Genomic DNA, 13,042 nt, shown 5'->3' with positions numbered 1-13,042 from the left:
TGTTCCTTACAGTTCGCGGGCGGTGTTGGTGCCCGTGTCCAGCTCGAAGCGCTTGCGGATGCCGCCGGTCAGCTCCACGGTCGCCACGGTGCCGTCTATGGACACCGACGCAATGTCGCTGCCGCAGCCCGACCACCCGGAGACGGTCGCGTAGACTTCCCGCATGCCGTCCTCGAAGACGATGGCGCGGGTGCCGGGGTCGGTCTTCCCTTTGTACGTATACATCACAGGCTCCCTTCGCTCGGCTGGGCGTTCTTCGCGTTCTCCTGCGCGGCCTCTCTCACGGCAATGGGAAGGTCTTCCAGCTCGATGACCTTGCGTGCGCCTAGGGCGGCGAGCTGGGGGAGCTTGATGTTCGCCTGCGCGCCGCGTTCGTTCAGCTTCGAGGTCGGCAGCACGTAGAACTCCCATTGCGATAGGTCGAGCGGGTTGGGGTTCACCATGTCCTGAATGGTGCAGTTCTCAAGGGCGAACACGTACACGTCGGCCTGACGGCGCACCGCTTCTTCATAGGTGTTGTCTTCCGGGTTCCATGCGCGCGACGGGCGCGTGCTGAACGAGGGGATGGAGAGCGCTTTCTGCCCCCATACTTGAATGTACGCGGAGGTCTTCACCTCCACCTTGACCCGCTCGGCCTCCCACAGTATGTCGTAGGCCCCCCACTCCTCGCTGGTGCCGCCCGCGCATCCGAGCGCGAGGCTCACGAGGTACTCCGCGAACTTGCCGCGCTCGGCGTTGCTGTTCAGCTCGGAGTGCGCCCAACGCCAGTAGTCTTGCACGCACGCAATCTTCCTGCCCTCGCACAGGATGGGTTCGCCGCCGGTCTTCGGCGTGCACCGTATGACGGGGTACTTGATTTTATTTGCCATGCATCCTCCTTCATCGGGGCCAGCTTTTCAACAAAAGCGGGCACATGTGTAGGGAGGATGATTCGCGAGAATCGCAAGGCGACCTGCAAGAGGAAGAGCATCCACCCCTGGTCGCCAAACCACAAGACTCACCTCATAGAGAGATAGCATCCTGTTGGGGCAGATGCCCTTCTTCAAGATGCTGAACCCTCGAAATCAACCGCGTAGCTGCGGTTTAGGTGAGTCTATGTTGGCCCGCGCGAAGCACGTTCCGTCTTGTGGTTTGGCGATTATGAATTGTACCGATGCTCGCACCCAATAGCAAATTGTTCTATCCTAAATAATTATTTAGGAAGAGGGAGCGTATGGGATTTGAAGAAATACCATCTGTGAGAAGCACGCTTCGAATGGTGGAAGACATAGAGAAAAACTATTGGCACCGAGCCGACGAAGACCAAAAGGCAGAGCTGAAAGCTACGAAAGCTGAGCTTGAGAAGCTAATTAAAAACGCCCAGCTTTACAACGATTTGTTCGCCGCAAAAGGCTGGGTGGTATACGATTCGCTCGACCCCACGCATCAAGCCCAGGCGGTTGCCGCATACGACCGTGACGGCATGGAAGAAGCAGAGCGGGTCATACTTTCATACTATTCTCCCGACAAGGTAAGAGGGCATAGGCCGTTTCTTCGTAGGTCAAACGCTGGGCGGCGCAGGATGGAATTGCTTGACCTTGCTTATGATGATTATGATGAGAGCCGATACCATGCGGTCATTCTTAATCTCGTAACCCTCATTGACGGGATAGTGAACGATACCGTTGGGAGGGGGTTTCATTCCGAAACCGCCGATTTAGACTGCTGGGGAAGTATTACGAATGTCGATGGGGCGCTAGAGCAAGTGCGAGACATATATTGCAGAGCAAGAAACAAAACGAGGACGGAGCCGATAGACATGCCGTATAGGCATGGAATACTTCACGGCAGAGACCTTGGGTATGCGAATAGCACGGTTGCCGCAAAATGCTGGTGTTTCCTATTTGTAGTGTCCGACTGGGCGGCAAACAAGGAAACGGAGAATACGAGAAAGGCAAAAAGGGAGCCGGAGTCAGTCGCTGAAGTCGTAGCGCAGAACGAGGATATCCGAGCCAAACATTACCCCAGCATTTCGGCGTCGCTTTCTTTCAAAGATAGCCACGCGGAAAAAGCGTATATCGACAGCATCAACGAAGACCCTTCCACGGTGGCCATCCATTCGCCGGAAGAGAGGCTTCTGGAATTCCTCGAATACTGGAAGGAGGGTAACTATGGGAGAATGTCGCCGTATTTCTGCAAGAGTGTTTCGAAGGCCCCTGGTACTGTTCGACAAGAATTCGGGAACAGGCGGCTGTCATCGTACCGAATCGTTGAAGTGCACAATAGGGCTGCTGCCGTCGCTAATGTTGGGGTGGAACTCGTATATGAATCTGAAGCTAAAGAGTACAAGACTTTCATTTTTTGGTACGAAGACGAGGGCGGTCAATCAACACCGAGAAACTTGCCCGCTCCGAATTGCGAGTGGCGCATCTTGGACATCCAGGAGGACCTTTGGATTGACGGTCAACCAGCCAGCGTAGCGAAAGCGAAACGAAAACGGTATCTTTGATTCGCAAAGAACGAAGGAGATACCGAATGAGCGGTAAGAAGTCTACGGCGGCAACGGTTGAAGTACGGACGGCCAAGGTGGCCGAACTGCTCGTGGATGGGTGGAGCCGCGCCCGTATATGCGAATATGCGCGGGAAACGGCGCGGTGGGACGTGAGCGACGCGCAGGTAGACCGCTACATAGCAAAAGCACGCGAGCGCATCCAGGCCGACTGCTCCCGTGACCGCAAGGCCAGCTATGCGCTCGCCGAGGCACGCCTAGAAGCCCTGTATGGAAAGGCTGTGGACGCTGACGACCTCCGGCTTGCCCTGAGTATCGTGAAAGAGCAGAGAACCTTGCAGGGCCTGGACGGCGCTATGCATGCTTCTGAGAGACCCGAAAACATCATGTTCTACGCCACGATGAGCGCATATGCAGACGCATTGCGAGCCAACGTGCCGGAGCGCTACCTCAAAGCCGTTGTACGAGCGACGAGCGATCTTCCGGTCTTTGGAGAAATCGCATTGCAGGACGATAGGGACCCTATGGCGCAATGCGTAAAGGATTTACACACTCTTAGTCGAACGAGAACGCGCCGCGAGCTGCTTGAAGATGGCTTCTTGAATGATGATGCAGACATGATTCTTCCCTAAAGCAGCTCCATGCCCTTTCGTAATGTTTGACTTAAATTATACGTAAAGGTATAATTTAAGTCATAAAGCAGATGAAGAAGGGGCACTGGATGGTTTATGGCGAAGACATTGATTGCTCAATCAGGAAGTCGGGGACAAATATAGCTGTTCTTGTAGCTCAAGCGTATTGGGACTCCATTGTTTCCATCAATGATGATACGCAAATCATAGAGCGCATCATTAATGACGATTCATATACTGTCACATATACGGGAGTGAGTTACAGGCAAATAAGCTATCTTGCTGAGCACAATATGCTCAATCCTGAGGTGAAACCCGGCGAGGGCGGTTGGAAAAAGTTTCGGTTTCGAGACGTTGTTTATCTGCGAATCCTCCAAAAATATCGCGAATTCGGCATGAGCTACATGCAGTTAAGGGGGCTTCATTCCTTATTCTACGAAGAGCCGCGGACTATGGATGAGGTTATCTTCGCTTGCATTGCCGCCACAGAGATGACGATGACGATATATAGCGACGGCACCGGTTTCGTGATGTGCCCTATTGTGCGCTCTGCCGACGAAAGAGTTGGCGGTATGTTTCTCGATAAAAGTAGGCCCGCTATCCATCTCAACCTCAATGCTGTAGTTGACGAAGTGCTGGCGAGTACTAATAAGAAGTCCGTGGAAACCGAGGTATCACTTGCGAGACTCTTAAGCAGCGATGCGGGACTCACAGAGGCGGAGAAGCAAGCACTAGAAGCCATCAGAAATCGTGGTTATTATCGAGTGGAAATCACCAAAAAAGATGGCAAGCCGTTCGTGATGCACGTAACGACGAACGAAGAGCGTGTGCTCACTGATCGCGAAATCTTGAAACGCATGAGAAGCCAAGACTTTGGCGACATGACCTTTTCACTGAGCAACGGTGAAATCGTGCATGTCAAGAATCGGATTACTGTAAAGCTGTAACAAGCAATGGCTGGGCGGAATACACCGCAGGCCGTGAGATAAACAATCGAACATTGTACTGTCGTTTTATCGGGAAAGACCCGGGGAATGACGCGAAGGAGCGTCTATCCCCATGCCTAAAACACCCGAAGAGCGTATTGAGTGCATTGCAGCCAAGCTGCCCGATGCCGTGACCGAAGAGGAGCGATTGGAGGCAGCGAAGGATGTCAACGCGTTGGCGCGGCTAATAATCAAGATGGCGAGGCAACACTATGAAAGCGATAATCTATACAAGGGTATCGACTACCGGTCAGGTGAATGACGGTGGAAGCCTTGCGAGCCAAGAGCGCATTTGCAGAGAATACGCCCATCACAACGGATACGAAGTCGATAAAGTCTTTATAGAGAAAGGCGAGAGTGCAACTACAACCAAGCGCCACGAACTTCAAAATATGATGCGTTATTGCACGTCGGCAAAACGGGGCATTAATGCGGTGATTGTATACAAGTTAGACCGCATGGCTCGTAGCAGTCCCGACTACACGAAGCTCAAAGAATACTTTTCCGGATGCGGAGTACGAATCGTGTCCGCTACCGAACCATTTGGCGACAATCCTGTTGGGCACTATTTAGAAGGTTCTCTTGCCCTCAACGCGCAATTAGAAAACGAGATAAGAGCCGAGCGGTGTAGAGGTGGCATGGTCAGTGGCGCGGAAGATGGCCGTTGGATGTGGGTTGCGCCGCTTGGATACGAGAACGCCCGGGTAAACGGGAAGAAGAACCTTGTACCGGAAGACAATCCGCTTCGCATTGCGCTTATTAAGGAATCGTGGGAACTAATTGATAGCGGGTATTCCGTAACGGAGGCTTGGCGTACAGTTGTCCGCAAGGGGCTGACTGGAAAAAGCGGGAAGCCCATATCCTTTCAGGCTTTCTCGAAAATGCTTCGCAAAAAGATATACATGGGGGTCATTGAAACAAAGCTTACGGAAGAACTTATTAGCAGCGACACCATTGAACCCCTCATTGACAAAGAAATGTGGTGGCGCGTCTACAACCGGCTCGAAGGACAAAAAGACAATCCGTCGAAGTATTGCATGGTGAATCCTGATTTCCCCCTTCGCGGTTTACTGATGTGCTCCGAGGGGCATAAGATGACCGGTAGTTCGTCGCGGGGCAGTAGCGGAAAATATTACCGAAAATATCATTGTAAGTGTAGGGGCAAAGGGAAGTATTACGACGCGATGAAGGTAGAGCGCGATTTTCGCGATTATGCCGATACGTTGAGTTACAATCCCTCGTTCGCTAAAGCTCTTGCAGAGGCCGTGAGGCTCAATCTTGACGAAGAGCAAGCTCTCGATTGCAAGCGGCGCAAGCAGCTTGAGAAGGAGCTGCAAGACCTCGATGAGTACAGCTTGGATGTCATGTATAAGAACCATAGAGGAGTTATCTCAGATGCCTATATGCAAAAGGTTTTGGAAGAGAATGACCGAAAAGCATTAACGATTAAAGCGGAATTAAGCGATTTATCAGATACGATTCTCGTGACCGAACAAGTATTAGATTTTGGGATAGAAGTGCTATCGCATATTGGCGACACGCTGGACAGCCTGGATGATATAAACATCCGGCGGGAGTTCCAAAATTGGCTTTTCCCCGAACTCGTCACTTTTTACGGTGAAAAATTTGGAACTTCCCGTTTGCCCAGATGTCTATGCATAAATCGGGAGGAAAACGCTCCCGACTCTCAAGTGGTGGAGGCGCGGAGAATCGAACTCCGGTCCATACTAAATCGTCCATGAGGCCCTACAAGCTTAGTCAACGTTTAAGATTCGGAACCGCTCTGCTCGTTGACGAACTAAACGATTCCTAGCCGGTTCGATCTTAGCTTGGACCATACCGACCACGTGTCCAAGAGCGTTCCCCTCAGATGATGCCGAACCCAGGGTCGGGGAAATCCCTAGGCCGACAGCCAAGCGCGATTAAGCAGCCATGGCGAGCGCCGGAGCGCTCTGAGTTTTGGTTTTGCCAATTAAATTGACGGTACCCCTGTTTAACGTGGCGAGGAGACCACGACCTGCTCCTCATTTCAAACTTACCATGTCGAAACCAGTCGCCCCCGTAAACAGTGCACGCACGTCGCGCTGCGACGATGCCGCATGGGTCGATGGCCCCACCTTTTCAATGTGCAACCCGCATACGAACCGCTGCACCCAGCAGCCCGAAGCAGGACTCTACATTCTAACGCGCAAGCGCGTATTCAGCAAGCAAAGTCTATTTCTTCAAAACGCTCTTGAAATCGAACGCCGATTTAATGTCGTCGAATGCACCCTTGAGCTCCGTTGCAACGGCGACGCCGTCCTTGTAGATGGAGTTGATATCGCTCGTAGCTTGGGCGACGCCCTCTTTGGTGATTCCAAGATCGAACTCGTTGTCGTCCTCGTCCTCGCCTTCTTCCTCGTCGTCCTCGACGTAGAAGTACTCGACCTCGTTGCCGTCTTCGTCGAGCATCGTAAAACCGATCTCGTTGCCGTCTTCGTCGAGCAGGTAGCTTTCGATATCGTCCTCGTCTATCTCAAGTTCGACCTCGATGTACTCCTCCTCGTCCTCCTCTTCTTCCTCTTCAAGGTCTTCCAGATCGACAACCTCGAATCCGATGTTGGGCGCAGGCGCACCGTCGATATCGGCCTCATCGTTCTCGAAATCCTTGTACACGTCCTCGAGGTTCTCCTCATCGGCATCCGCACCCAAAGCGGTGTCTTCGAACTCGTCTTCTATTTCAAGATCGGACTCGTCTTCGGCAGCAATGCCTTCCGTTTCCACGCCGTCTTCCAACACTTCGAGCTCTTCATCCAAATCCATTGCTGCTCCTATCCGTGTCGCATACCGCGACGCTCGCTTTACCGACTGCGTTCCTTGAGCGCACGTTCGATTTCCCGACGCGAATCCCGCGCCGCCATGCTCGCCCGTTTATCGTAGAGCTTCTTGCCGCGGGCAACGGCTATCTCGACTTTTACCAGCGCGTTTTTTGCAAAGTACATCTTAAGCGGCACTACAGCCATGCCTTTTTCCTTCACCGCTTCGTGCAGCTGCCTGATCTCCTTTTTGTGAAGCAGGAGCTTGCGCTTGCGATCGGGGTCGACGTTGTTGATGTTCCCGTTCGCAAACGGCGAGATATGCAGGTTGTGCAGCCACGCCTCGCCGTTCCTGATCATGATGAAGGCATCGGTGAGCTGGCAGTTGTTATCGCGCAGCGAGCGGACTTCGGTTCCTTTGAGCTCGATGCCCGCCTCAAAGCGGTCGAGCACCTCGTATTCATGGAACGCCCGCTTGTTCTTAGCGATTATGGTTTCTTCGTTCTTCATTCGTCCGTTCCCGCTTCGGCTTGCGCGGCGGCTTTTTCGCCCGCGCCTGTTGCCCCGTCGTCGACTTCGCTCGTGCTCGACATGCCCGGGACGAACGAGACGTCCTCGTCGAGATCGAGTACGAAGCGAACGATGAGCCTCACGGTTGCCTCGAGATCGGCAAGCGCAACGACCTCGGTGGGCGTATGCATGTAGCGCAGAGGCGCCGAGACGAGCCCCGTCGCTTTGCCACCGCGCGAAATCTGAATGGCACGGGCATCGGTTCCCGTCACACCGGGCTCCGCTTCGATCTGGTACGGTATCCCCTCGGCTTTTGCAGCGGCGATCAAGCGGTCGAACACAACGGGGTTGATGTTCGGGCCGCGCGCGATCACAGGGCCTTGGCCGCACACGATGTTGCCGTGCTTGGTCTTGTCGATACCGGGGTAATCGGTTGCATGGGTCACATCGAACGCCAGGCCCACATCGGGATGCACGCCGTAGGCGGACGTCTCTCCCCCGCGCACGCCGATCTCCTCCTGCACGGTCGCGGCGGCGATGAAATCCCCTTGAGCGCGCCCGGCGGCGGCAAGCTCCTCGAGCACGCGAACCGCCACCCACACACCCGCTTTATCGTCGAATGCGCGAGAGACGGCCATGCCTTTGCCGAAGCGCTCGAAGCCGGCGCCGTAGGTGATGGAATCGCCGATTCGCACACGCTTCTTGACAGCCTTCGCAGGCATGCCGAGATCGATCACCAGCTTGTCTATGGGCGTAACGTTTTTGCGTTCGTCGGGAACGATGAGATGGATGGGCTTGCGGCCGACCACGCCTCGCAACACCCCGCCTTCGGTATGCACGTCTACACGCATGCCGGGCAGGATGGCGGCGTCCACGCCGCCGATGGCCGCAACGCTCAGGTAGCCTTCATCGCTGATGTAGGTGACCATGAGTCCCACTTCGTCCATATGGGCGGCGAGCATCACCGAGGGGCCTTCGCCCGTACCCTTGAGCGTGGCGTGCACCGAACCGAGCACGTTCGTCTCGATCTCGTCGGCCGAATCGGCAAGGCGCTCGCGCACAACCGAGGCGACGTCCTCTTCCGATCCGGTCGGCGAAGGCGTTTCGAGCATGCGCTTGAGAAACTTGAGGTCTTTCTTCTTCATTGCAGATACTCCTTATGCGTACGAACCCGCTCGGCGGGCATCCCGTGCATGAGACACGGTTCCGCGCACAACGGGAAATCATCTTGTTCGGGCACATTATACCGTTTCGAGCAAGGGGGTGCCGCATCGTTTAACGACCAGCAAGACAAGCGTTGCTTTACGCACACAACGGACGCCCGTAACGCATGGGCGGCGGGCATCCTACTCCTTCACCACGATGCCGAGCTTGCGGGCAACCGAAGCGGCTTGATACGGATCCATGATGCACCCGTCGAGCTCGCGCATGGTGTCCGAAACGAGGAATCCCGCGATATCGTTGTCTGACAGATCAACGTCGCGCAAACTCGTCCTGAAGAAATCGACGTTCGCCAGCTTGGATCCGGCTATCTCGAATCGTTTCATCTCGGCTTCCGAAATGGACGCCTGCGAAAAATCGCAGTCGGCAAACGAACAGCAATCGAATCCGCCGCGCGAGAAGCTCGCATACTGGAACGTCGATTCGCCCGCCGATACGTGCTTGAATACAGCTTCGGAGAAGTCGGCGCCAACGAACCGACACGACGAAAACGTACAGCGGAGAAAGTACGACGAGGAGAAATCGGCATTCGAGAAATCGCATTGCTCGAATGCGACGTCCTCGAACGTGGCATTGGAAAAGTCCGAGGCTAGAAACGAGCACCTCAGAAGGCGCGACGCCGAAAGCTCGAGGCGTGCGAGATCGGCATCCTCCACGAACTGGCCTTCGACGATAAGCGCAAATACCGGACGCTCCGCCTCGCGATCCTCGGCCGTAGCCTCGACGAGATCGGCCAGGCTGGTCAGGTCTTCGGCTATACGGGGCGCATCGGGCACGGGGTATCCTTCTTTCGGACTCAGTCAATGAGGCGGATTTCCATAGTAGCGCATGGCGCGCGGCTATGGCGGCGGTCGGAAAAACATGCACGCCGACCACAGATGCACAGCGAAAAAACGCCCGCGCAACCCAACGGCTGCACGGGCGTTTCGAACGGGAGAAACCGCTTCTACACCATGAGCTTCGCGACTGCTTGGGCGTATCCCACCGGATCGTCGATGGGCATACCCTCGACGAGCAGAGCCTGGTTGTAGAGGATATCGGTGTAGAGTCTCACCTTGTCTGCATCGCCTGCATCCTGAGCCGCCTTGAGCGTCTCGAAGATCGGGTGCTCGGCGTTCACTTCGAGCACGCGCTCCGATTTCACGTCATCGTTGCCCGGCGCGCCGGAAAGCACGCGCTCCATCTCAAGCGAGATCGGGCCCTCGGCGGTAAGCGCTACGGGCGATCCGGAAAGACGGGTGGACACGGCCACTTTCGCCACCTTGTCGCCGAGCGCCTCCTTCATAGCCGAGAACAGATCCTCGTTCTCCTTGGCAACCGCCTCGGCAGCCTCCTTCTCCTCCTCGGTCTCGAGGCCGAGATTGCCGCCCGCGACGTTCTTGAGCGGATAAGCGGTCAGCGAATCGGGATCGTCGGCATCGGCCACCGCGAAATCGGCCATAGCCGTCATGCAGAACTCGTCGACGTCCTCGGTACACAGCAGCACGTCGTAGCCCTTGTCGAGCACCGTCGACACGATGGGCATCTTCGCCAAGCGTTCGACCGAATCGCCCGCCGCGTAGAAGATCGATTCCTGGCCTTCGGGCATGGCGCTCGCGTACTCGTCGAGCGTGATCATCTTATCCTGCTTGGCGGAATAGAACAGCAGCAGGTCGGCGAGCTCGTCCTTCTTCATGCCGTAGCTCGAATAGATGCCGTACTTAATGCCGCGCCCGAAGTTCTCGAAGAACTTCTCGTAACCCTCGCGATCGGTATCGCGCATGTCGGCCAAATCGGATTTGATCTTCTTCTCGATACGCTTGGCGATGGCGCGCAGCTGGCTGTTGTGCTGCAGCGTCTCGCGTGAAATGTTGAGCGTGAGATCCTGGCTGTCCACGACGCCGCGGACGAAGTTGAAGTAATCGGGAACGAGTTCTTCGCATTTCTCCATGATGAGCACGTTCGAGCTGTAAAGAGCGAGGCCCTTCTTGTAATCCTTGCTGTACAGATCGAACGGCACGCGCCCCGGCACGAATAACAGGGCATCGTAGGAGAACGAGCCCTCCGCATGCACGGTGATCGTGCGAACCGGATCAGAGAAATCATGGAAGTCGGATTTGTAGAACTCGTTGTACTCCTCTTGCGTGACCTCGGACTTCGGGCGCTTCCAGATGGGAATCATCGAGTTGATGGTATCGAGTTCGCGGTAGTGCTCGAACTCGGGCTTGTAGTCGTCGTCGGCATCCTCGGGCTTGGGAAGCTCGCGGGTTTTCTCCACCTCCATCTGCACGGGATAGCGCACGTAGTTGCTATAGCGCTTGATGAGGCTTTTCAGCTTGTACTCGCTCAGATAGCTGTCGTAGTTCTCCTCGTCGGTATCCTCTTTGAGCGTGAGGATAACGTCGGTGCCGTGGCTTGCGCGTTCGGCTTCCTTGACCGTGTAGCCCTCGACGCCGTCGCTTTCCCACGAGTAGGCCGCATCCGCTCCGTAAGCGCGCGAAACCACCTTCACCTTGCTCGCCACCATGAACGCCGAGTAGAACCCGACGCCGAACTGCCCGATGATGTCGATGTCCTCACCCTGGGTCTCGGCGTTCTCCGATTTGAACTCGAGGCTGTCGGAGTGGGCGATCGTACCGAGGTTGCGATCGAGATCGTCTTTGTCCATGCCGATGCCGTTGTCGGAAACGGTGATCGTCCGAGCATCCTTGTCGAAGGAGACGAGGATTGCCAGGTCGTCTTTCGAAATCTCGACTTTGGAGTCGGTCAGGCTTTTAAAGTAGAGCTTGTCGACCGCGTCCGAAGCGTTCGAGATAAGCTCCCGCAGGAAAATCTCCCTGTTCGTGTAGATCGAGTTGATCATGAGGTCGAGCAGTTTCTTGCTCTCAGTCTTGAACTTGCGCATACCGATTACCTTCCTTACGGATACTATTCATAACTATGAGCGGCAGTTTTAGCAGTCTCAGTGTTCGAGTGCCAACATGTGATTGTAATATCGCAGAAAAGAATGTCAAGACCAGAGCGCCTCCTTGTGCACAAATGGTCGAATAAAGCTCACTCGCCGCTCGGGCGGCCGAATGCGGAATCAATCGGCAAGTCGAGCGCGCCCGCGCGGCCGCTCGCCGCCTCCTCGGTTCTCTAACCAGCGCATGGCGATGGCGGCAGCGAGCGCCGAACCCTGCGGAAACACGCTTTCATCGAAGACAACATGGGGGCTATGCACGGGATAGGCGCATCCCTCTTCGGCAGACCCCGCCCCGAGCACGAAGTAGCTCGTCGGCACCGCCTGCGAGATGACGCTCATGTCATCCGATCCGGGAAGGGGCTTTTCGAGCAGCTCGACTTCCGCGATGGCCTCGCCTTCGATGTAGCCGACGAGCTCTTCGGTAAGCGCCGGATCGTTGTACACGCTCGGCACCCCGCGGAGGAACCGCACCTTCGCCGTGCCGCCGAACCCCTCGGCGATCCGCTCGGCAATCGCAGCGGTGCGCTTCTTCATGCGATCGCGCGTTTTCTCCGAGACGGTGCGCAAAGTTCCGAGCATGTGCACGCTGTCGGGAATGATGTTGGCCGCCGATCCGCCGTGAATCGACCCGAAGGTGAGCACGCACTGCTCGGTAGGGTCGACCTCGCGCGCGATCAGGTTTTCGAGCGCGAGAAAAACATGAGCCGCGATGTTGATGGGGTCGATGCCGTGCTGGGGCTGGGAGCCGTGGCATCCCTTCCCGACTATTTCGATGTCGACGTCGTCAACCGACGAGAACGCAGCACCGAACCGCGTGTACACGCGTCCGCGCGCGTAGTCGACGGTCATAAGGTGGATGGCCGCCGCTGCCTCGACGGGCGGATTCTCGAGCACGCCCGCCGCAAGCATCGCCCCGCTCCCCGTGACCTCGTCGGGAGCCGTTCCCTCCTCATCGGGTTGAAACATCAGCTTCACGCAACCTTTAAGCTCCGCCTCGTGGTTCTTAAGGATGCGGGCAACGCCGAGGAGCATCGCCGTATGGGCGTCGTGCCCGCAAGCATGCATGTTCCCGTTGGCCGAAGCGAACGGCACGTCGGCTTCTTCGCGCAAAGGGAGCGCGTCCATGTCGGCCCGCAGCATGAAGCACGGCCCTTCGACGTTTCCCACATGGGCAACGATTCCGCCGGGGATTATCTCGCACGGCTCGCAGCCGATCTCGCGCAAACGGCTCGCAACGTACGCCGTCGTTTCAGGAAGGTCGAAGCCGGTTTCCGGATGCCGGTGCAGCCAGCGGCGATCGGCGACGATGTCGTCCCGCAAAGCTTCGGCTTCTTCGATGTACCCCAATTCGCCCATGGTAGCCGCTCCTGTCTTGCATCGCACATAACTCCATTTTTCAAATCATTGTCCGCCACGAAAGCCCCTGCAGGCAAGTTACAGGTCGGGTACAATACGGCTTGAGGCAG

Annotated in this window: 13 protein-coding genes and 1 other RNA gene; 5 read left to right on the top strand and 9 right to left on the bottom strand. The window is 56.0% G+C overall.

Annotation, left to right across the window (positions count from 1 at the left end; translation table 11 throughout):
- Nucleotides 1–6 precede the first annotated feature (6 nt).
- Both C1722_RS02640 and C1722_RS02635 read right to left on the bottom strand, forming a co-directional pair.
- Nucleotides 7–228: a hypothetical protein gene (locus tag C1722_RS02640; RefSeq protein WP_146040587.1), complete on the bottom strand. Its 222-nt coding sequence runs from the start codon at nucleotides 226–228 to the stop codon at nucleotides 7–9.
- Nucleotides 225–869, bottom strand: coding sequence for a hypothetical protein (locus C1722_RS02635; RefSeq protein ID WP_102377867.1), 645 nt, complete (start codon nucleotides 867–869; stop codon nucleotides 225–227). Before C1722_RS02635 ends, C1722_RS02640 begins: the two co-directional genes overlap by 4 nt.
- Before the next feature lie 344 nt (nucleotides 870–1,213).
- On the opposite strand from C1722_RS02635, the gene C1722_RS02630 reads away from it, so the two are divergent.
- The 5 genes from C1722_RS02630 (at nucleotide 1,214) to C1722_RS16825 (ending at nucleotide 5,848) form a co-directional block, all read left to right on the top strand.
- The gene (locus tag C1722_RS02630) at nucleotides 1,214–2,488 is read left to right on the top strand and encodes a hypothetical protein (protein ID WP_146040586.1); all 1,275 of its coding nucleotides are present in this window, start codon (nucleotides 1,214–1,216) and stop codon (nucleotides 2,486–2,488) included.
- Nucleotides 2,489–2,514: 26 nt separating this feature from the next.
- Nucleotides 2,515–3,120, top strand: a complete 606-nt coding sequence (locus tag C1722_RS02625) for a hypothetical protein (RefSeq protein ID WP_102377865.1) — start codon at nucleotides 2,515–2,517, stop codon at nucleotides 3,118–3,120.
- Between the two features lie 89 nt (nucleotides 3,121–3,209).
- Nucleotides 3,210–4,067: a MerR family transcriptional regulator gene (locus C1722_RS02620; protein ID WP_146040585.1), complete on the top strand. Its 858-nt coding sequence runs from the start codon at nucleotides 3,210–3,212 to the stop codon at nucleotides 4,065–4,067.
- A 112-nt stretch (nucleotides 4,068–4,179) separates the two neighbouring features.
- A complete protein-coding gene (locus C1722_RS02615; RefSeq protein ID WP_102377863.1) occupies nucleotides 4,180–4,368 on the top strand; it encodes a hypothetical protein in 189 nt (62 codons plus the stop codon).
- Complete coding sequence (locus C1722_RS16825) at nucleotides 4,319–5,848, top strand: recombinase family protein (protein ID WP_180995006.1); 1,530 nt, start codon at nucleotides 4,319–4,321, stop codon at nucleotides 5,846–5,848. The genes C1722_RS02615 and C1722_RS16825 overlap by 50 nt, the downstream gene beginning before the upstream one ends.
- Here C1722_RS16825 and ssrA read toward each other — a convergent pair.
- The 7 genes from ssrA to C1722_RS02570 all read right to left on the bottom strand — a co-directional run bounded on the left by ssrA (nucleotide 5,799) and on the right by C1722_RS02570 (nucleotide 12,932).
- Nucleotides 5,799–6,167: a transfer-messenger RNA gene (gene ssrA / locus C1722_RS02600) on the bottom strand. The two genes, C1722_RS16825 and ssrA, sit on opposite strands and share 50 nt — an antisense overlap.
- A 153-nt stretch (nucleotides 6,168–6,320) precedes the next feature.
- Nucleotides 6,321–6,908, bottom strand: coding sequence for a hypothetical protein (locus C1722_RS02595; RefSeq protein WP_102377861.1), 588 nt, complete (start codon nucleotides 6,906–6,908; stop codon nucleotides 6,321–6,323).
- A 38-nt stretch (nucleotides 6,909–6,946) separates the two neighbouring features.
- On the bottom strand, nucleotides 6,947–7,411 hold the full coding sequence (gene smpB, locus C1722_RS02590; RefSeq protein ID WP_102377860.1) for an SsrA-binding protein SmpB: 465 nt from the start codon (nucleotides 7,409–7,411) through the stop codon (nucleotides 6,947–6,949).
- Nucleotides 7,408–8,556 carry a M42 family metallopeptidase gene (locus C1722_RS02585; RefSeq protein ID WP_102377859.1) on the bottom strand — a complete coding sequence of 383 codons (1,149 nt, stop codon included), beginning with the start codon at nucleotides 8,554–8,556 and terminating at the stop codon, nucleotides 7,408–7,410. Before C1722_RS02585 ends, smpB begins: the two co-directional genes overlap by 4 nt.
- 201 nt (nucleotides 8,557–8,757) lie before the next feature.
- On the bottom strand, nucleotides 8,758–9,408 hold the full coding sequence (locus C1722_RS02580; protein WP_146040584.1) for a pentapeptide repeat-containing protein: 651 nt from the start codon (nucleotides 9,406–9,408) through the stop codon (nucleotides 8,758–8,760).
- Between the two features lie 170 nt (nucleotides 9,409–9,578).
- Complete coding sequence (htpG, locus tag C1722_RS02575; protein ID WP_102377857.1) at nucleotides 9,579–11,516, bottom strand: molecular chaperone HtpG; 1,938 nt, start codon at nucleotides 11,514–11,516, stop codon at nucleotides 9,579–9,581.
- Nucleotides 11,517–11,696: 180 nt separating this feature from the next.
- Nucleotides 11,697–12,932, bottom strand: a complete 1,236-nt coding sequence (locus C1722_RS02570; RefSeq protein WP_102377856.1) for a M20 metallopeptidase family protein — start codon at nucleotides 12,930–12,932, stop codon at nucleotides 11,697–11,699.
- Nucleotides 12,933–13,042 lie beyond the last annotated feature (110 nt).

This window comes from Raoultibacter timonensis (genome assembly GCF_900240215.1).
GTDB classification, from domain to species: domain Bacteria; phylum Actinomycetota; class Coriobacteriia; order Coriobacteriales; family Eggerthellaceae; genus Raoultibacter; species Raoultibacter timonensis.
The sequence above is the reverse complement of the archived record's forward strand: the minus strand, read 5'-3'. Positions and strand labels throughout refer to the sequence as shown.

Bases quoted from the DNA above. Each gene is read 5' to 3' on its own strand.
- C1722_RS16825 (WP_180995006.1), top strand. From the start codon at position 4,319: ATGAAAGCGATAATCTATACAAGGGTATCGACTACCGGTCAGGTGAAT.
- htpG (WP_102377857.1), bottom strand. From the start codon at position 11,516: ATGCGCAAGTTCAAGACTGAGAGCAAGAAACTGCTCGACCTCATGATC.
- C1722_RS02630 (WP_146040586.1), top strand. From the start codon at position 1,214: ATGGGATTTGAAGAAATACCATCTGTGAGAAGCACGCTTCGAATGGTG.
- C1722_RS02635 (WP_102377867.1), bottom strand. From the start codon at position 869: ATGGCAAATAAAATCAAGTACCCCGTCATACGGTGCACGCCGAAGACC.
- C1722_RS02595 (WP_102377861.1), bottom strand. From the start codon at position 6,908: ATGGATTTGGATGAAGAGCTCGAAGTGTTGGAAGACGGCGTGGAAACG.
- smpB (WP_102377860.1), bottom strand. From the start codon at position 7,411: ATGAAGAACGAAGAAACCATAATCGCTAAGAACAAGCGGGCGTTCCAT.
- C1722_RS02625 (WP_102377865.1), top strand. From the start codon at position 2,515: ATGAGCGGTAAGAAGTCTACGGCGGCAACGGTTGAAGTACGGACGGCC.
- C1722_RS02585 (WP_102377859.1), bottom strand. From the start codon at position 8,556: ATGAAGAAGAAAGACCTCAAGTTTCTCAAGCGCATGCTCGAAACGCCT.
- C1722_RS02620 (WP_146040585.1), top strand. From the start codon at position 3,210: ATGGTTTATGGCGAAGACATTGATTGCTCAATCAGGAAGTCGGGGACA.
- C1722_RS02615 (WP_102377863.1), top strand. From the start codon at position 4,180: ATGCCTAAAACACCCGAAGAGCGTATTGAGTGCATTGCAGCCAAGCTG.
- C1722_RS02570 (WP_102377856.1), bottom strand. From the start codon at position 12,932: ATGGGCGAATTGGGGTACATCGAAGAAGCCGAAGCTTTGCGGGACGAC.